This is a genomic window from Flavobacterium sp. 3HN19-14, assembly GCF_051373205.1.
Taxonomy (GTDB): Bacteria; Bacteroidota; Bacteroidia; order Flavobacteriales; family Flavobacteriaceae; genus Flavobacterium.
This window is the reverse complement of the sequence record NZ_JBPPZT010000001.1, coordinates 1080383-1099948: the sequence shown is the minus strand read 5'-3', so window position 1 is coordinate 1099948 and position 19566 is coordinate 1080383. Positions and strand designations below refer to the sequence as shown.

Sequence of the window (19566 nt, the reverse complement as noted above, 5' to 3'; positions counted from 1 at the left end):
GTGATGATTTCAATATCCCACAAAGCTAAACAATTCCTGATTGTCGTCGCGAAACTTTTGATTGTTGGCGGCGCTTTTTATTTTGTCTACAGCCAATTGGTGAATAACGACAAACTGGACTGGCAGCTTTTTGTTGAAAAATTTAAGAAAAACTGGTCGGTTGCGGGAATTCTTTTTCTGCTATTATTGAGTTTCCTGAACCGCTTTTTTGAAATCCTGAAATGGCAGAATCTGGTGTCATCGATTAAATTAATTTCTTTAGCAGAAGCCACAAAACAAGTTTTAGCTGCTTTGACCGCCGGAATTTTTACTCCGAACGGCGTTGGCGAATATGCCGGAAAAGCATTGTTTTACGAGAAATCATTCGCAAAGAAAATCGTATTCCTGAACCTCATCTGCAATGGCATTCAAATGGTGCTGACGGTTATTTTCGGCATTTTCGGATTGCTTTATTTCAACGCGGAATTCAATGTGATTACGACCAAAACCATCGCTGTGATTTTCTCACTGACTTTGATTGTAATTCTTATCTCATTTTTTCTGAAAGGAATCACTATTAAAGGCTATTCACTTGAAAAATTCGTGCATAAAATTAATGCAATTCCGAAGCCTGTTCATCAAAAAAATACTGCTTTGGCATTGGCGCGTTATCTGGTTTTTTCGCACCAATATTATTTTTTATTCCTGGCTTTTGATGTCGATTTGCCTTACCTGACATTGATGTCGGCGATTACGAGTGTCTATTTTCTGGCGTCTTCGCTGCCAACTTTCCAATTTCTTGATTTTGCAGTAAAAGGAAGCGTTGCCGTTTATTTCTTCGGAATCCTGGGCGTGAACGAATGGATTGTAGTTTTTATCGCAACGCTGATGTGGTTATTCAATGTGGTTTTACCGGTTTTGATCGGGAGTTATTTCGTATTGAAATTTAAAACTTCAAAGTCATGATTGCGGCCGGATTGATTATTTTTTTCATTTACCTGTTTGTCATTTTCGGAATTTACAGCGGCTTTTTGAAAGTGAAGCTTTTTGAGGCCAAAAACAATTATCCTGAAACCAGATTTACGATTATCGTGCCGTTTCGCAATGAGGCTGGAAATTTACCATCGTTACTGGAAAGCCTTTCAAATCTCAATTATCCGGTTGATTTATTCGAAGTCATCCTGGTAGATGATGCTTCGCAAGATGGTTACAGATTGCAGATTGCAGACAGCAGATTTCAGGTTGTTGCCAATCACCGAACTTCGAATTCTCCAAAGAAAGACGCGATACTGACAGCGATCCAATCTGCCAAACACGATTGGATCATAACTACAGATGCCGATTGTATTGTGCCAACAAATTGGCTTTTGTGTTTTGATAATCTTATCCGGAAAAATGATGCTGAAATGGTTGCGGGTGCGATTGTCTATCGTGGCAATAAATCCTTTTTACACGCTTTCCAGCAGCTCGATATTGCAAGTTTGCAGGCAGCAACGATTGGCGGTTTTGGATTGAATAAAGCATTTATGTGCAATGGTGCCAATTTCGCTTACACGAAAGATTTGTTTGAAAAACTCGGCGGCTTTGAAGGCAACACCGACTTTGCCGGCGGCGATGATGTTTTTTTACTGCAGAAAGCCGTTCGCCATTTTCCCGGGAAAGTGCATTATTTAAAAGCTACTGAAGCTATTGTGCATACAAAACCTGAAAACAGCTGGAAAAGTTTATTCTTTCAGCGCGTGCGTTGGGCAAAAAAGACATCGGGTTATCAAAGCGTTTATGCGAAATTGCTGGGAATTGTCATTTTTGCGACGAATTGCTTTTGGATATTGGGTGCTGTTTGGGTATTTGGATTTCGGAGAGAATTCCCACTTCTTACATTTACGGTGATGAAATTTACTGCAGATTATTTCCTGATTACTTCAGCAAATCGATTTTTAGGACAGAAGACACGCTGGTTTTTATTGGGAAGTTTTATTTATCCGTTTTTTAGCACGGCGGTGGTTTTGTATTCTGTATTTGGAAAATTTGAATGGAAAGGCCGGAAGTTCAGAAAATAACGGATGCCCTAGCCCGGATAGTAATGGAAATCCTTTTCTTTTTTTCTTTAAAAAAGAAAAGATTGCAATGGATAGCCGGAATAGCTTCTTAAAAAAGAACACGAATTTCACAAATTCACACAAATTAATTCGTGGAAATTTGTGAAATTTGTGTTTAACTTTTTCTACTCCACTTTTAAAATTACCGGAAGGATAAATTGCATTTTTACCGGAATGCCGCGTTTGAGTGCCGGGTTGATTTTTGGAAAATCCGACAGGCGCGCGTTGAGGATGCTGTCGATTTTGACACGGTCATAAGTCACAGAATCTTTCGGAAACTGCGGTTCGAATTTTATCGTCGCATCGGGAAAAACGGTGACTTTGACTTCAATTGTGTCGAGTTCGGGATATAGGATTGACAACGTATCTGCGCTTAATTTCTGCTGGATGGTGCTCGTGAGGAATTCAAAAAAGCATTGTTGTCGCAGGGTTTTGTCTTCTATTTTTTCGCATTCGGCGACCGATGGGTATTCATCGACTTCCTTCCAGTTGATTTCTTTTAGTTTTTCCTGCAGCAATTCGTTTTTAGACGGCACTTCACGGTTGAAGTACTGACACGAAGCCAGCGACAGAAAAAGCAGTAAAAGCGTCGTTTTTTTCAAAATGCTATTCTCTGGAATTTAGGTAAACCTGGTAATCTTTGCCGAACCATTTTTCTTTTGATTCAGAAGAAACTTCTTTTTGTCTTTGTACAATCGCCCAAGGCGTTCGTTGTAGATGGCAATTTTTATGGTGTAGGTGTAATATTCTTCTTTGGTGAGCGCGGGTTGGCCTTCGTCCATTTTGGAGAAAAAATCAAAAAAAAAGCGCATCGAAATCCTTTTTGGTAAAGGCCAATACCTCTTTTTGTATTTTTTATACAATTCGAGTTTCAGGTCGATATCCGGATCTGCTTTGCTGGTCTCCTGTGCAATTGTATGCGGAGCGGCTACAAAGAGGAAGAAAATAAGAAGAGAAAATCGAAACAGGCTTTTCATATTTGCTGAATTTGTTTCAAATGTAGTGAAATTTAGTAGTTTGGTGCAATTTGGAAAATTGAAACCTCTTTAAATCAAAAAAGCCATCCCAAAAAGGGAAAGCTTTTCATTGGTCTAACTACTAAACCTGCCACGCTTTACAAGGGCGTGACGTAAACAACACAACTAATCTTCGATGCTTTTCTTGGGCAAAAAAGCCTTTCATTACGAAAGGCTTTTCCCAATTTAGCGGTCTGGACGGGACTCGAACCCGCGACCCCGTGCGTGACAGGCACGTATTCTAACCAACTGAACTACCAAACCAGCGCTTAATTGCGAGTGCAAATATAGGATAGATTTTCTATTCTGCAAGGCTTTCAATGAAAAATTTAAAATAAAATTTCAATATTTTATCCAAAACTTTGTTTTTCAACAAGGTATGTCGTCAGGATTTTTTCGAAATTTTCGCCTGTACTTACCGGAACATACTTGATTTTGTTCTGCGCACAGGTTAGCGCAAGCCTTTTGAAATAGGCATCAGCCTGCTTTTCATATAATTCTTTTACATTATCAGCGAAAATATTGACTTCGTCTCCCGTTTCAAGATCGATGAATTTCCTCGGGGCATTGTCGAAATCGAAATTGAGTTCCGTTTTATGGTCGATTATATGAAAAAGGACAACTTTGTGCTTGTCGTGTTTTAAATGCTGCAATGCGTTGAACAACGCCTCTTCTCCGGACGCTGTCTGGAACATATCCGTAAAAATGACAATCATTGAGCGGCGGTGCATTTTTTCAGCAATCTGGTGCAGGAATTTTGTCGTATCGGTATTTTTAGATTGTTTCGGACTTTCGAGCAATTGCTCCAGCTTGTTCAAGATCATGCGGTGGTGGCGCTCGCTGCCTTTTCGGGTGCGTAATATTCATAATTATCCGAATAAACGCTGATTCCGATTGCATCGCGTTGCTTTTTCAGCAAATTCATAAGGACTGCGGAAGCCAGTACCGAAAAGCCAATCTTGTTTTCATAAAACGGCTGGCTGTCTTTTAGTTTCGGATAATGCATCGAAGACGAATTATCGATGATCAAATGACAACGCAGATTGGTTTCTTCTTCATACCTTTTGGTGTACAAACGGTCGGTTTTAGCATATAATTTCCAGTCGATGTGCTTGGTGCTTTCGCCGGCATTATAAACTTTATGCTCGGCAAATTCGGCAGAAAAACCATGAAACGGGCTTTTATGCATTCCGGAAATAAAGCCTTCAACAACCTGATTGGCCAATAATTCAAGATGCTGGAAACTCGATATTTTCTCTATTTGTGATTCAATCTTCATGATCCAAATGTATTAAAAGATTAAAAGATTAAAAATTAAAAGATTGCCAAATTTCATCCATAGAAAAAGCCTGACTTTCATCAGGCTTCCGGTTCAACATCTATTTAAAAATCTAAAACTATTCAATTATTACCTTTTTAATTTCTTTCGAGTTACCCGTGATGATTTCGACGAAATAAATGCCCGCAGGAAATTCTGTTGTATTGATGACCGCACTATTGAAAGACTTAACATATTGACCGGTGGCTGTGTAGAAATTCACTTTTTCCAACATCAGCCCTTCCGAAAGCGATACTGTCAGCCTGTCTTTTACGGGATTCGGGAAAACTACGATTTTTGACGCTGTGAAATCCGGCGTATGCAATAAAAGATTGCTGAAATCATAAACCCTTGCATAACCTGCCCCGATGCGATAAGCGCCAATTGTAAGCTTATTTCCCATGGAAGAAAGCGAAATGCTATTGCCGAAATTATCAAAATTCCCACCTCCGCTCAGCGAATTTCCGATTTGCGACCACGTTCCGCCTGAATTCTGAAATAATCTCACCTCGCCCGAATCAACAAAACCTCCTGCGTCGGCAAGCGAGGCTCCCACAGCTAGCAGGTTGCCGTTTGCAGACAATGCAACGCTGTCACCAAAATGGTCGCCTGCAGCGTTGCCCTTAAGGTCTTCTCCGGCCTGGATCCAGTTCGGTACCGTTGAAGCCGAACACCCTTACTTTTCCTGATTCGCTACCATTATTGCTGTTTTTCGGCGCTCCGATTGCAATCATATTTCCGTCGGCCGATAACGACAAGGCATTGTAAAACAGCAATCCGAATCCGCCGAGCTGGTCATCTGCTGCCTCACCGTTGATTGCATTTCCCATTTGTGCCCAGCCTGTGCCGTTGAATTTGTAGATGCGCACCTGCCCGGAATCTGTAGCATTAACATCATGAAAAGGCGATCCGACGGCCACTTTTAGTCCGTCTGCAGAAAAAGCAAGGCTGCTTCCGGCCTGGTCGAAATTGGTTTCTCCATATATTCCGTCACCCAATGACGCCCATACAATTCCGTTAAAACTGAAAATACGGATTTGCCCTTTTTTTGTGCCGAATTCGCTGTCATTTGGCGAAGAAATGGCGATGCGCTGCCCATCTGCAGATAATGAAATATGATTCAGAAAACCGGACAGCCCGTTGATTTCGTTTCCAACCTGATTCCACAACCCGCCCGAATAACTGTAAATTTTCACTTGTCCGGCACCATGGTAAGGCGCGCAAATGGCAATCGTATTACCATCGGCAGACATTGAGACATTCATCCCGAAATTGTCACTTTCGGCAAGTCCGTTGATGTCGGCGCCAATTTGGCTCCATTCCGTTCCATTATAACCGAAAACTTTGACCTGTCCTGAATTAATGCCATTAACGTCGCTGAAAGGTGACGCTATCACCACTTTCGTCCCATCGGCAGACATGCCAACACTGGCTCCCGAAAAATCGCCGTTTGCCACTCCGGCAATGACAGATCCTATTTGTGTTTGGGCAACCGCCAATTTGCCAGCGGCTATTAAAATCATTAAAAAGAGTAATTTTTTGTTCATAAGAATTGTATTTAGGTTTTTATTTTTTTGATAGACATTATTGTTCATAAGTAATTAAAATGCGCATTGATTTTGATAAGATATTGGCCGAATTCGCTGCTTTATTGGTAACGACGATACCAGCGGGCGTTACTAAATAATCAAATTCGTAACCCGCAGTACTGTTGCCGTTGGAGACACAGCTTCCATTACCGATGTTATATTCGACCATTACAGATACGCTTAAAATCTTCGAAGTCGTCAACCCGTGTGCAATGGTGACCGAATTCCCCTGAAATGCCGCCGTAAATCCCGTTAACTTCAATTGCTTGACAGCCGGCGCATTCGAACCTTGCTTCGTGAATCCGTTGACTTCAAGCTCTGCCGCCGGCGCAGTAGTGTTAATGCCAACATTTCCGGCCGAAGTGATGGCCATTCTTGGTGTGTTATTATTCGTCCTGAATACGATTCCTTCACTGATCCCGCTATTGTACAGAATACCGCCATTGGTCGCATTTCCGTTCACACCAAATAATATTCCGGTTTCACCTGTAGCAGAAAGCAGATTGATGAAAGTGCTGTTGCCGCCTTCGAACGTGGCGACAGCATTAGAATTTGGCGTAATACCAGTCGTTGCCTTGCTTACGTGCAATTTTGAAGAGGGAACCGTTGTGCCAATGCCAACATTTCCGGCAGCAGTAATGGCCATCTGCGACGTATTATTGTTCGTCCTGAACACCATGCCGCTGGCAATTCCCGAATTGTAAAAAATACCGCCGTTAGCGGCGTTGCCATTTGTTCCGAATACGATTCCGGTTTCTGCGCCGGACAGCATATTAAGATAGGTATTACCCGCACTTTCGATAGTTGCAATTGGATTGATGTTTGGCGTAAGCCCGGAACTGCTATTTAAAATGTGAAATTTAGACAATGGAGCCGTCGTGCCGATACCGATATTTCCTGCCGATGTAATTGCCATTTGTGTCGTATTGTTGTTCGTGCGGAACACCATACCGTTGTTAATTCCTGAATTGTAAAGAATCCCTCCGTTGGTTGCATTTCCATTTACACCGAACAAGATCCCTGTTTCTCCTGCATTCGACAATAGATTCAGGTAGGTGCTGTTGGTACTTTCAAAAGTAGCGATTGCAGATGGGTTGGGCGTTAATCCGGATGCGCTTTTAAAAACATGTAGCTTAGAACGCGGAATTTTGGTTCCGATGCCTACTTCACCGATGCCGGTGAAACGCACCCTCTCTATAAAATTGTTACTATCGCCACAACCGAACGCGATATCACTTTCTAAATTGGAAACGTGAACCAACATTAACGTATCCTGAATTCCGAAACCGTAAGAACGGGTAGCATCACTTTTGTAAAGGCATATTTTTTCGCCGATTTCCTTTTTAAACTCCAGCGGAGATTTTGCATCAAACGGAACCGAGTGCTATATTTCCTGTGGTACCAATCCTGATGCGTTCAGCATTTGCAGTTCTTACGGCCAAAGGCTGGCTGTCGGTAGTCCCTATAAAATTCTGCGCGGCATCGGTACCGGAATTGCCGTTCATATCCCATTTTTGTTTGGAGTTGATCCCGTTCACAACGCGGTGGCATTGTCCCAATAGTAAAATCCCGGAAGATTCGCGCCCGAGGCTGTCGTTAAAAAAACCAGCATTCCGTTTTGTGCGGCAGTCGGATTTGTTGCAGGAAATACGTCGATTTTCGGGATCAGAATTCCGTCATTATTCGCCGGATTCGCCTGATTCGTAGCTCTTATGTCAAGTTGCGCTTCGGGAAATGCGGTGTTGATTCCCACTTGCCCAAATGCATGCGACGCTACAAAGAGTAACGTCATGATTAACAGCCTGTAAAATATTTCAGTTAAGAACCGCATAAGATTGTTTTTCAGGCGACAAAATTCTTCTAATCCATCCACATAAAAAATCGCTAATAGACCAATGGCGTTTTAAATAGACGAACGCATTTTCAGGTGATTTATAAATTTATACTTTTGCCAATATCAGGAAGTTATATGAAAAAATTCAATTGTGTTATAGTCGACGATGACGATATTGACCGTCTTACGGTGCTCTCTTTTGCGAAAAGAGAAGCCGGATTAAATGTGCTGGGCGCCTTCTCAAGCCCGATGGAAGCCATGCCGTTTCTTGAAAATGAAAAAATCGACATCCTGCTGCTTGACATCGATATGCCCGGGATGAGCGGAATGGAATTCAGGAAACTGTTGCTCGACATTCCCGTTTGCATTTTCATCACGGCACATCCTGAACATGCGGCAGACAGCTTTGATGTTGATACGCTTGATTTTATCGTTAAGCCGCTGAAAGCTGATCGTTTCAGGAAAGCTATGGAGCGTGTTGAAGAATATATGAAGCTGAAGCAAAAGGCCAAACTTTTTGAATCCAGCCTCGGCGGAGATTCCATATATATTAAGGAAGGCCATAAACAGACAAAAATCAGCCTGACTGATATTTTATATCTTGAAGCGCTCAAAGATTACACGCTCGTGGTGACTTCGCAGAAAAGGTATTGTGTTTTATCAAGCATAGGAACGTTGCTGAAGGAACCGCATTTTCGTTCATTCATACGCATTCACCGGAGTTTTGCCGTTCAAAAGCAATACATCAGCAGCATGGGCACTTCTGAGGTCGAGCTTAACAACAGCGTCATAATTCCGATTGGGCGCAGCTTTAAAGACAACTTAAATCTTTTGCAATGAAAAAAATGATCCCGCTGTTTTTTTTCATTTCGTTTTGTGCTTTTTCCCAAAGTGACGGACAGCATGCCATTGACTCACTTCAAAAGACATTGACACATCCGAAAGACAAGCTCCAGCAAAGTCAAATCCTCAATGAACTGGCTGCTGAATATTACAATATCAATCCTGAAAAATTAAACGAATATGCCCGGAAAGCTTATGCAATCGCGGCGAAAGAAGGTTTTGAGTCTGAGAAAGGCGTAGCTGCCGGTCATATCGGCGAATATCATTTTATCATGGGAAATTCAAAAGAATCCTTTAAATGGTATGCGATTGCAAGGGGAATATTCGAAAAGCTCGAAGACCGTTGCTCGCTTGGACTGATTTATATGAACATCGGCAACAATTATGCGCGTTCCGGTTCTTATCCAGAGGCGCTCGATAATTTTTTCAAGGCCTTGAAATATTATGAGCATTGCGATGAAAAGTCTTTCAGCGGAATTGCGTCATGTTATCAGGGCATCGGGAATATTTATACGGCAAACCTGAGTTACGAAAAAGCCATTAAGAATTACGAAAGCGCGGCGGCTTATTATGAAAAAGTTCCCGGGCATGAGATGGAAATCGCGATGAGTATGGCCAGCAAAGGCCTTGCCTATGAACATTCTGATAAAAATGCTGAGGCGTTGGCAGCTTTTGAAGCGGCGTTGAAAAAAATGCCCGCGAATGGCAACGAATGGGCGAAAGCAGCAATTACAAGCTGGGAAGGCGTTATTTATTGCAAACTGGGCGCTTATGATCGCAGCATCGCTATTTTAACGCAGGCCAATACGGTCATTAAAAAATTTGGCGACCAGGATATGATGGCAACCAATTATCAGAATCTGGGTGTTGCTTATTTGAGAAAATCAAGTGAAAATGGCGACCGAAAATATTTGCCGCATGCGTTGGATTACCTGAACCAATCACTTGCGCTGCACAAAGAATCGAACAATCATGAAGCTTTAATTAAAGATTATAACATTCTGTCTGAATATTATGGCTATATAAAAGATTACAAAAAAAGCCTTGAGGCACATTTGCAATATTCGGTTTATAAAGACTCAGTATTTAACTTTCAGAACAAGCAATCGCTGCAAAACCTCAATTATGAAAGGATGATTGAATTGCGCGAGAAAGAAATTAAGATCAACAAACTGAGCCTTGAATCGAAAGAACGGCAAAAATGGTTCCTCTTGACCGCCATTCTTTTCCTTTTCATTATCGGTTTGCTTTTCTTCTACCAAAGCCAGAAACGCAAAATGATGAACGGTAAATTAATGGAACTCAACACCGAACTCGACCAGGCCAATAAAGTAAAAGCGCGTTTCTTCAGCATCCTGAACCACGATTTGCGCAGCCCACTCAGCAACCTCATTCATTTTTTGCATCTGAAGAAAGAAAATCCCGGACTTCTCACGGCAGAAAACGAAGCGATAATGGGCCAAAAAACCATCACTTCAGCCGAAAACCTGCTCGAATCGATGGAAGATCTGCTGGTTTGGAGCAAAAGCCAGATGGAAAATTTCAAGCCGCAACCCAAAAACATCATCGCCCAACATCTTTTCGATTACCTGAAACTACATTTTTCAGGAGAAGAAAAAATAAAGATGACTTTCGAAAACCCGCACAACTTACAACTGTTTTCCGACGAAAATTATGTAAAAACAATCATGCGGAATCTTACCGGAAATGCTATCCATTCGCTCAAAAATTTCGATAAAGGCGCCATTCACTGGAAAGCCTGGGAAGAAAACGGCAGCCCCTACCTATCAATTACCGACAACGGAACGGGCGGCACTTCCGAAGAATTCAGAGCATTGTATGACGAAAAAGAAATTACCGGAATCAAGACCGGACTCGGCCTGCACCTGATCAGGGACTTTGCAAAATCTGTCGACTGTACCATCGAAGTATCTTCCGGCGCAAGCGGCACAACTTTCTTACTAAAATTCAATAAAAGATGAAAAATACATTCCTGTTGGTTTTATGCTTTTCGCTTTACAAATCTGCGGCACAGTTGCATTTGCTTCCGTCGAATTATCTGTATGTAAACGACCGTACAGTATTTGTTAACAACGCGATTGAACTTCAGGATGGCACTGGAATTTACCTCAGAAATGAAGCGCAGCTTTTACAGGGCGATCATCCGGCATCAGACAATAATGGCAACGGGAAAGTCTCGGTTTTTCAGGAAGGCAGCACCAATAATTTTCAATTCAACTATTGGTGTTCGCCAGTCGGCAATGCTTCTTCCTTTAAAGGAAATGAAAATTTCGGCATAACGATGCTTCATTCTCCCATTGATTCGTTGCAAAGTACGCCTGTTGCCGTTACTTCAGGTTATGACGGAACAGCCAGCCCATTAACAATTGCCGAATACTGGATTTTTAAATTCCTCCAGTCAAGCGCTTACTCCGGCTGGGAGCAAGTAGGTTCACAGAATATGCTCTTGCCGGGCGAAGGATTTACGATGAAAGGAACAGCAGGCGCAGACGCAACAATGGTTTTGGGCGTTGAAAACAATCCGGGAAGCAGGCAGCGTTACGATTTCAGGGGAAAACCCAATGACGGTGATGTGCACAGAGCTGTGGCCCGGCTCAGGAAACCCTCACAGGAAATCCTTATGCTTCGGCAATCGATCTTTCGCTTTTCCTCACAGAAGCAACCGATTGTACCGGAATTGCATATTTCTGGGAGCAGGATAAAAGCATCGATTCGCACACGCTGGCAGATTACAGTGGCGGTTATGGCCGATATGCTCCGGTATCAAGACATGGTTTGGGAATTTATATTCCGGCAGTTTTTTACAATTATGATTCTTTCGGGCAGCAGATTGGCGTAGGCACTGCTTCAAATAATATTTTTGAGCGGTATTTTTCGCCTGTCGGACAGGGTTTTATGATTGAAGGCGCTGAAGGCACTTCCGGAATTGTCACGATGAAAAATAAATACCGTGTTTTTGTAAAGGAAGGCGCGGCGAATTTTTCTGAATTTGAAAGATCTGCCAATAATCAGATTAGTTCATCAGGTGCGGCTTTACCTGAGATCATTTCGGTTTCCGGGTTTGATTATACAACTGTTTCTACAACGCCGGTGCCTCAAATTCGTTTTGATGTGCTGCTGAATAACGAAGGACGTCGTATTATAGTTGCGGCATTCGACCCTGAAGCGACAGATGGCGCCGATCATGCGATGGATGCAAGTGCCGATGCGGCAGAACTTCCGGCCAATGCTTATTTTTTAATCAACGAAAATCCATTCTTAATTGATGTGATGCCTTTTGACATACACAAAAAAATACCTGTCGGATTTCAGAATACCAATGAAGCCAATTATAAAATCACGATAAGCGAAACCGTTGGCCTGCCGGAAATCCAAAATATTTATCTGCATGATAAAATCGCTGATTTGTATTTTGATATCAAAAATGATATCCATGAACTGGTTTTACCCGCCGGCACCAACGATACCCAATATGAAGTCACTTTTGAAGACGGCACGCTTTCAACCGGTTCAGAAGATCTTAAGACCGTCATTATTTCACAAGACAATGACGCACGTCGTTTATTGGTTGAAAACGCGCAATCGCTTCAGCTGGAGCAATGTTATATTTATGATATTTCGGGGAAACTGGTATTACAGCATGAATTAAAAAATACCGCAGCATCATTTTCGGTTGATACGACTTCGCTCTCTGAAGGTGTTTACATTGTAAGATTGAGTGCTGTAGATATCAAACCTTTCTGTAAAAAAATCATCATTATAAACCAATAAAAAACCCGGCACAAACCGGGTTTTTGTTTTATTTCTTAATTTTTTATTTTAACAATGCGTTGAGTGAATCAGCATAGGTTTGTTTCGGCGCAACGCCAACTTGTCTGCCTACTACTTCGCCATTTTGGAAAACCAATACGGTCGGAATGTTTCTCACACCGTATTTTGCGGCAAATTCCTGGTTGGCATCTACGTCGACTTTTCCGACTACGACTTTCCCGTCGTACTCTGTGCTTAATTCATCGATGATTGGAACCACCATTCTGCACGGACTGCACCATGCTGCCCAAAAGTCGACCATTACCGGTTTGCTTGATTTCAATACTACTTCGTCAAAAGTAGCGTCTGTTATTGCTAGTGCCATATTATTTTGTCTTTAATGTTATTATTATGACACAAAATTAGGCATTTAATCTCTAATGTTTTGTTAATTGAAAATTGGTTTTGGCTATGACCCTATTATAAACGGCAATTACGAACAATTATCATAATTAATTTTTTACAAATAACAAATATCTATTTTTTAAATAAATTAAAATAAATAAATCTCATATTGTAATTTTTATTATATCTTTATGCTATTAAAAACCTACATTATGAAAAAATCATTACTACTTCCAATTTTCATTATGACAACTTGCAGCAGTATCGCCCAACTTCACGTGGCTGCAAATGACTATTTGTATGTTTCGCATGATTTCGTCTATGTGAAGCAGGAAACCAGCCTCAACGGCAATTTGTACCTTCGGAATGAATCGCAATTGCTTCAGGGCAACGACATCAGCACATCCTTTAACCGCGGACAAGGTATTTTATCTGTCTACCAGGAAGGGACGAGTGATAATTATGAATACAACTACTGGTGTTCGCCGGTCGGCAACCCGTTTGTTTACGGTTTCCGGAAAGCAAGAATTTCTGGATTCACATGCTTTATCGTCCAGTAACTGCCACAGAAAGTGAACCGGCAATTGTAATCAATCACGACATTGACGGCATAGACGGGATTTCGAACCCGCTGTCTATCGCCGACCGGTGGATTTACAGATTGACAACCGCTTCCTATTATTTTCAGATTGCAGACACCTCTTCTGGGATTCAGGTTTCACCAGGAGAAGGATTTACGATGAAAGGCACCGCCGGAGAAGATTTTCACGAGGTATTGGGTGTGGCGAACAATCCGGGCTCCAACCAACGCTACGATTTCAGGGGAAGCCCGAATAACGGCAACATCACGTCTATGCTTTTCAGCACTTATTCTGAATTGACGGGCAATCCGTATCCATCTGCCATCGACCTTTCGATGTTCCTGACCGACGCCGATGCTTGCAGCGGAATCGCTTATTTCTGGGAAATGGACGAAGATGCCAATACGCATATCGAATCAGATTATGTAGGCGGTTACGGGGCATTTTCTCCTGTAAGCCGCGGCGGTACCGGAATCTATGTCCCTGCGGTTTACACGCCATTTCTCGGAGGCCCATCGCCAAATCATGAATATGAAAGGCGGTTTTGCCCGATCGGACAGGGATTTATTCTTGAGCGTACCGAAGAAGGCATTGGCGAAATTACGATGAGGAACATTTACCGCGTATTTGTTCCCGAGGGAACTGCGAATCATTCTGATTTTGAACGGAATGCAGCAGGAAAATCCGAATTCCTTCCTGCAATCCAATCTGTTTCCGGATTTGATTATACAAAAGTTTCCACAAAGGACGTACCGCAGGTAAGGCTGGCTACAACAATCAACGGAAAATGGGTTCGTGAAACTGCCCTGGCTTTTGACGATAAGGCTACAGACGGCGTTGATCATGCAATGGACGCCCGTTTGTATGATAAATATCCGGCCGACTGTTATTTTGTGATTGGGCGTGATAAAAAAGAATATGTTGTCGATGTAATGACTTTTGATATCCACAAAAAAATACCAATTGGCTTCAGGAACGACGCTGCCACAAAATTCGAAGTTTCAGTAAAGGGACTGCTGAATTTAAATAATGTTCAAACGGTTTACTTGCATGATAAAAAAACGGGGAAGTATGTTGACATCAGCAAAAAATCTTTTGAGATTACGCTCCCAAAAGGCATTAACAACAGCCAGTTTGAAATAACATTTGAAAATGATTCCGTTTTGGACAAAAATCCGCTTACTGAAGAAAATATAGGCATTTTGCATAATAATGATTCAAAAAACGCTGTTGTGCAGAACAAAAGTAATCTGGCACTTGAAGATGTCACATTATTTGACCTCAACGGAAAAATGATATTGGAGAAAAAATTAGGAAGTGATAGCAACTATCAATTTTCAACCGCTGCACTTTCGGATGGCATTTACATCGCCAGAATCACAGATGTTTCCGGAAATCAATTCAGCAAAAAGATTAATGTGAAAAACTAGTTCAGCTTAAAATTCACCTGCAATTTCTCTAGTTCCTGAAGCAATTCACCCGAAATCTTAACCTTTAGTTTCCTGCTTGGCATGCTCAGGCGGGTAACTATTTTGGTTTCTTCGACCTCGACCAATTCATTCATATGTTGCGCTTCGGCGGTATCATCATCGGTCGAACTCTCGTCGGTTTCTTCTTTGACAGTGACGGCAGTTTCGACCATTTTTTTGATTTGCTCGAGTTCCATCACTTCAAAAGTAACAGAATTGTCACCTTTATTATTCTGGAAAACTGTGCTTAATTGATGCACTAAATCGGTTCTTAAATCGGCAATATTAAGATTGATAATGAGTTTTTTTGCAAAGCTCGTTAATACATCCTGCAAATACTGAATGAGCATGAATTGCAGTCGCGGCTCACCTTTTTTGCCGGTTTCCTTATTGGCCAGCCTTCTTTTACGAGTACTTTCATAAACGTAAAATTATTCTGGATCAGGAAATGACGGAATTTCAGGTATTCCTCACCAAAAATCCGGAACTCATAACTTTCATCGTAACCTTCAAGCATAAATGAAGCCCAGCCTTTCCCGTTTTTCGCCGTGCGATGTTGCACATTGGTAATAATACCGCCGAGCGTCAGGTTTTTATTGACGTGTGATTCAAGATTTTTGAGCGCTTCCAGCTTCGAATTGCAGAAATATTGCATCTCAAATTTATAATCGTCAAGCGGATGTCCCGAAATATAAATCCCGACAACTTCTTTCTCTTTGGCGAGTTTTTCCATCGTATTCCAGTCTTCGCAAGGCGGAACGACCGGTTCGGCAATCTGGACTTCACTCGCTTCTCCAAATAAACTCACTTGCGATGAATTCTCATTTTCCTGAATTTCGAACCATAACGAACGGCTTTTTCAAGAAACGTAATGCCGTCGCCTTCGTCATGAAAATATTGCGCCCGATGCGTTCCTGTAAACGAATCGAATCCGCCGGCGAGCGCTAAATTTTCAAAAGCTTTTTTATTCGCGGCGCGTAAGTCGATTCGCTTTGCCAAATCAAAAATCGATTTGTATTTTGTAGCGGTGCGATTTTCGACAATTGTCGCCACCGCACCAGAACCAACGCCTTTGATAGCGCCCATTCCGAAACGCACGGCATAATTGTCATTTACGGTAAATTTATAGAACGATTCATTCACATCCGGCCCTAAACCTGCAATCCCATCCGCTTGCATTCTTCCATAAAGAAAGAAACCTGCTTGATGTCGTTCATATTATTCGAAAGCACGGCCGCCATATATTCTGCCGGATAATTGGCTTTCAGATAAGCGGTTTGGTATGCAATCCATGCATAACAAGTCGAGTGTGATTTGTTGAACGCATATTCCGCAAATGCTTCCCAGTCTTTCCAGATTTTTTCGAGTTTCGCTGCGTCATGGCCTTTCGCAACCGCCTGATCAACGAATTTCGGTTTCATTTTATCGAGTACGTCGCGCTGTTTTTTTCCCATTGCCTTACGCAAAACGTCTGCATCACCTTTTGAGAAATCCGCTAATTTTTGCGACAAAAGCATTACCTGTTCCTGGTAAACCGTGATTCCGTAGGTGTCTTTGAGCAATTCTTCGCAGGCGTCAAGGTCATAGACGATTTCTTCTTCGCCGTTTTTACGTTTGATAAAACTCGGGATATAAGCGATTGGTCCCGGACGATGACAATGCGTTCATGGCAATCAAATCACCAAAAACCGTCGGTTTGAGTTCCTTCATGTATTTCTGCATTCCGGCACTCTCATACTGGAAAATCCCAACTGTTTCGCCTCTTTGGAAAAGCTCGTAAGTTTTTACATCATCAATCGGAAATGCATCGGGATCGATGTCTTTCCTGTGCGGTACTTAACCAATTTCACTGTATCCTTTATGAGTGTAAGGGTTTTCAGTCCCAAGAAGTCCATTTTCAGAAGACCGGCACTTTCTACGACGGAGTTGTCGAATTGCGTGACATACAATTCTGAATCTTTTGCCGTTGCAACGGGAACAAAATTTGTGATATCATCGGGTGTAATGATGACTCCGCATGCGTGGATTCCGGTATTCCTGAGATTTCCTTCCAGAACCTGCGCTTGTTGTAAAGTTTCCCCGCCTAAATCATTTTCATTCGCCAAAGCAATCAGTTCTTTGACTTTATCGAATTCTTCAGGACGCAAAGCTGCTTTCAACTTCGCATCGTCGAAAGAAAATATCTTCGCAAGATTTAAGTTGAACGGAATTAATTTTGCGATTTTATCAGCTTCGAAAAGTGGTAAATCAAGCACACGTGCGGTATCGCGAATGGCTGATTTTGCTGCCATTGTTCCGTAAGTAATAATTTGTGCTACTTGCTTTGAACCGTATTTCTTAATCACATAATCCATAACCTTGCTCCTGCCCTCGTCGTCAAAATCGATATCAATATCGGGAAGCGATACACGATCCGGATTCAGGAAACGCTCAAAAAGCAAGTTGTACATCAATGGATCGATATTCGTAATTCCGAGGCAATACGCTACTACGGAACCGGCGGCGGAACCATGGCCTGGCCTGTACGGAAACCCCCATTTTCCTGGCTTCGGCGATGAAATCCTGAACGATTAGGAAATAACCCGGATAACCGGAATTTTCAATCGTCAATAATTCAAAATCGATGCGCTCTTTGATGTCTTCGGTGATTTCGGCATAACGCCTTTTCGCGCCTTCGTATGTCAGGTAATGAAGGAATTTATTTTCGCCGCGTTTGCCCTTATCTGCAAAATCTTCTTCAACCACGAATTCCTGTGGAATTTCAAATTTCGGAAGCAGCACTTCGCGCGCAAGGCTGTAAATTTCAATCTTATCTACGATTTCGGAAATATTCGAGATGGCTTCAGGCAAATCGTTGAAAAGCGCTTTCATTTCGTCACCTGACTTGAAATAATATTCCTGGTTCGGCAATCCGAAACGATAGCCGCGGCCACGGCCTATAGGTGTTCCCTGTTTTTCGCCGTCGCGGACACAAAGCAAAATATCGTGTGCATTGGCATTTTCCTTGTCGATGTAAAATGTATTGTTGGAAGCGATTAATTTCACCTCATGTTTCCGCGCCAACGAAACCAATCCTGAATTCACGCGGTTTTCGTCTTCCTGATTGTGGCGCATCAATTCAAGATATAAATCGGAACCGAATCGGTCTTTCCACCAGATTAGCGCTTCTTCAGCCTGGTTTTCACCGATGTTGAGTAATTTATTCGGGATTTCTCCATAAAGATTTCCTGATAATACAATTAAATCTTCTTTGTATTTTTCGATAACATTTTTATCGATTCGCGGTACGTAATAAAATCCTTCGGTATAAGCGATTGACGACATTTTCGCCAGATTATGATAGCCATTTTTATTCTTCGCCAGAAAAACCACCTGGTAACCATTATCTTTCCTGGTTTTATCTTTGTGGTCTTCGCAGACGAAAAATTCACAGCCGACGATAGGTTTGATTTCGACTTCTGACGGTTCTTCACCATTTTCAACGGCGGTTTTATTTTTGGCTTCCGCCGATTTGTTGTGGTATAAAATATCGCGGACGAAATGAAACGCACCCATTAAATTCGCGTGATCGGTAATCGCGACAGCGGGCATTTTATTCTGGACAGTCGCCTTTACCAAAGCTGCAACGCTGATTGTAGATTGCAGAACCGAGAATTGCGTATGGTTATGCAAATGCACAAAATCAACATCGGCAAGACTTTCAGAAGCTTGCGTTGAAGCCGGCTTTTGTATTTCCTGCACTTTTTTGAATTGCTCGCGAATCGCATCTGAAGCGGCCTTCAGATTGATGTGCTGTAATCCGATTAACTGGATTTCGTGTGTATTCCTTTCCTGGAAATCCTGAATGTAGCCAATGGGAACATCGAGTTGCTCTTCTGTATAATTACCGCGACGGACGAGTTCAAGGAAACATCTTGTCGTGGCCTCAACGTCGGCGGTGGCATTGCGTGCTTCTGCGAAAGGAACGTGAAAAAGGTATTCGTGCAATTCAGTGAGCGTTGGCAATTTGAATTTTCCGCCACGACCGCCGGGAAGCTGCAATAATGAAGCGGTAACTTCCGTACAAGTATCGAGAACCGGCATTTGCGCCATTTTTGAATCGATGCCAAAACGGTAAAATTCGGCGCCCATGATATTGACGTCAAAACCTACATTTTGCCCGACGATGAATTTGGAGTTGGCTAAAACGGCGTTGAATTTTTCGAGGACTTCACTGAGTGGAATCCCGTCAGCTTCAGCCAATTCGGTTGAAATTCCGTGAATACGCTCGGCATCATACGGAATATTAAAACCTTCGGGCTTTACGAGATAATCCTGATGTTCGATAAGCGCGCCGTATTCGTCATGCAGTTGCCAGGCGATTTGTATGCATCGCGGCCAGTTGGCAGAATCGCTCACTGGCGCATCCCAACGTTTCGGCAATCCGGTGGTTTCGGTATCAAAGATTAAATACATAAATGATTTTGAGGGTTTTGCAAAGTGGAATAATCCGCAAATTGATTTTTCAAAAATAGGCTTTTTATCGTTGAAAATGAATGGGAAGTTATCAACAGAAAATGGTTTTTTGTTGGGTTTTTTCAACTACAAATTGAATAAGGCAGAAAACAAAAAAACCATTCCTCAAATGAAGAATGGTTTATATATGTGGTAAAAAAATAGTGT

At 42.1% G+C, this 19566-nt stretch carries 16 protein-coding genes, 1 tRNA gene and 2 pseudogenes; 8 read left to right on the top strand and 11 right to left on the bottom strand.

The window, feature by feature from the left end; genetic code table 11:
- The first annotated feature begins 3 nt into the window (after positions 1–3).
- Positions 4–945, top strand: coding sequence for a hypothetical protein (locus ACSLFW_RS05725; protein ID WP_436557383.1), 942 nt, complete (start codon positions 4–6; stop codon positions 943–945).
- Positions 942–2039 carry a glycosyltransferase family 2 protein gene (locus ACSLFW_RS05720; protein ID WP_436554987.1) on the top strand — a complete coding sequence of 366 codons (1098 nt, stop codon included), beginning with the start codon at positions 942–944 and terminating at the stop codon, positions 2037–2039. Before ACSLFW_RS05725 ends, ACSLFW_RS05720 begins: the two co-directional genes overlap by 4 nt.
- 164 nt (positions 2040–2203) lie before the next feature.
- Here ACSLFW_RS05720 and ACSLFW_RS05715 read toward each other — a convergent pair whose 3' ends face one another.
- The 9 genes and pseudogenes from ACSLFW_RS05715 to ACSLFW_RS05675 form a co-directional block, all read right to left on the bottom strand.
- A complete protein-coding gene (locus tag ACSLFW_RS05715) occupies positions 2204–2680 on the bottom strand; it encodes a hypothetical protein (protein ID WP_436554986.1) in 477 nt (158 codons plus the stop codon).
- An 18-nt stretch (positions 2681–2698) separates the two neighbouring features.
- Positions 2699–3055, bottom strand: coding sequence for a hypothetical protein (locus ACSLFW_RS05710; RefSeq protein WP_436554985.1), 357 nt, complete (start codon positions 3053–3055; stop codon positions 2699–2701).
- A 229-nt stretch (positions 3056–3284) separates the two neighbouring features.
- Positions 3285–3358, bottom strand: a tRNA-Asp gene (locus ACSLFW_RS05705).
- 86 nt (positions 3359–3444) lie between these two features.
- A pseudogene (locus ACSLFW_RS05700) lies at positions 3445–4373 on the bottom strand (DUF58 domain-containing protein).
- A 118-nt stretch (positions 4374–4491) separates the two neighbouring features.
- Positions 4492–5058 (bottom strand): T9SS type A sorting domain-containing protein, encoded by a 567-nt coding sequence (locus ACSLFW_RS05695; protein ID WP_436557382.1) that lies wholly within the window; start codon positions 5056–5058, stop codon positions 4492–4494.
- Complete coding sequence (locus ACSLFW_RS05690; RefSeq protein ID WP_436554984.1) at positions 5036–5959, bottom strand: WD40 repeat domain-containing protein; 924 nt, start codon at positions 5957–5959, stop codon at positions 5036–5038. The genes ACSLFW_RS05695 and ACSLFW_RS05690 overlap by 23 nt, the downstream gene beginning before the upstream one ends.
- A 37-nt stretch (positions 5960–5996) precedes the next feature.
- A complete protein-coding gene (locus tag ACSLFW_RS05685) occupies positions 5997–7265 on the bottom strand; it encodes a hypothetical protein (protein WP_436554983.1) in 1269 nt (422 codons plus the stop codon).
- A gap of 103 nt (positions 7266–7368) precedes the next feature.
- Positions 7369–7539 carry a hypothetical protein gene (locus ACSLFW_RS05680; protein ID WP_436554982.1) on the bottom strand — a complete coding sequence of 57 codons (171 nt, stop codon included), beginning with the start codon at positions 7537–7539 and terminating at the stop codon, positions 7369–7371.
- A complete protein-coding gene (locus tag ACSLFW_RS05675) occupies positions 7536–7793 on the bottom strand; it encodes a hypothetical protein (RefSeq protein WP_436554981.1) in 258 nt (85 codons plus the stop codon). Before ACSLFW_RS05675 ends, ACSLFW_RS05680 begins: the two co-directional genes overlap by 4 nt.
- 177 nt (positions 7794–7970) lie before the next feature.
- Here ACSLFW_RS05675 and ACSLFW_RS05670 point away from each other — a divergent pair, with 177 nt between their 5' ends.
- Genes ACSLFW_RS05670 through ACSLFW_RS05655 form a run of 4 tightly spaced genes read left to right on the top strand, consistent with a single transcriptional unit; the run spans position 7971 to position 12470 of the window.
- On the top strand, positions 7971–8675 hold the full coding sequence (locus ACSLFW_RS05670; protein ID WP_436554980.1) for a LytR/AlgR family response regulator transcription factor: 705 nt from the start codon (positions 7971–7973) through the stop codon (positions 8673–8675).
- A complete protein-coding gene (locus ACSLFW_RS05665) occupies positions 8672–10660 on the top strand; it encodes an ATP-binding protein (RefSeq protein WP_436554979.1) in 1989 nt (662 codons plus the stop codon). Before ACSLFW_RS05670 ends, ACSLFW_RS05665 begins: the two co-directional genes overlap by 4 nt.
- A complete protein-coding gene (locus ACSLFW_RS05660) occupies positions 10657–11538 on the top strand; it encodes a hypothetical protein (RefSeq protein WP_436554978.1) in 882 nt (293 codons plus the stop codon). The genes ACSLFW_RS05665 and ACSLFW_RS05660 overlap by 4 nt, the downstream gene beginning before the upstream one ends.
- Positions 11475–12470, top strand: coding sequence for a T9SS type A sorting domain-containing protein (locus tag ACSLFW_RS05655; RefSeq protein ID WP_436554977.1), 996 nt, complete (start codon positions 11475–11477; stop codon positions 12468–12470). Before ACSLFW_RS05660 ends, ACSLFW_RS05655 begins: the two co-directional genes overlap by 64 nt.
- Before the next feature lie 43 nt (positions 12471–12513).
- On the opposite strand, the gene trxA is transcribed toward ACSLFW_RS05655, so the two are convergent.
- Positions 12514–12834 carry a thioredoxin gene (gene trxA, locus ACSLFW_RS05650; protein ID WP_436554976.1) on the bottom strand — a complete coding sequence of 107 codons (321 nt, stop codon included), beginning with the start codon at positions 12832–12834 and terminating at the stop codon, positions 12514–12516.
- Between the two features lie 232 nt (positions 12835–13066).
- Here trxA and ACSLFW_RS05645 point away from each other — a divergent pair, with 232 nt between their 5' ends.
- On the top strand, positions 13067–13414 hold the full coding sequence (locus ACSLFW_RS05645; protein WP_436554975.1) for a hypothetical protein: 348 nt from the start codon (positions 13067–13069) through the stop codon (positions 13412–13414).
- Positions 13396–14865: a T9SS type A sorting domain-containing protein gene (locus ACSLFW_RS05640; protein ID WP_436554974.1), complete on the top strand. Its 1470-nt coding sequence runs from the start codon at positions 13396–13398 to the stop codon at positions 14863–14865. The genes ACSLFW_RS05645 and ACSLFW_RS05640 overlap by 19 nt, the downstream gene beginning before the upstream one ends.
- Here the strand turns inward: ACSLFW_RS05640 and dnaE are convergent.
- A pseudogene (gene dnaE / locus ACSLFW_RS05635) lies at positions 14862–19359 on the bottom strand (DNA polymerase III subunit alpha). The gene ACSLFW_RS05640 and the pseudogene dnaE sit on opposite strands and share 4 nt — an antisense overlap.
- Between the last annotated feature and the right edge of the window lie 207 nt (positions 19360–19566).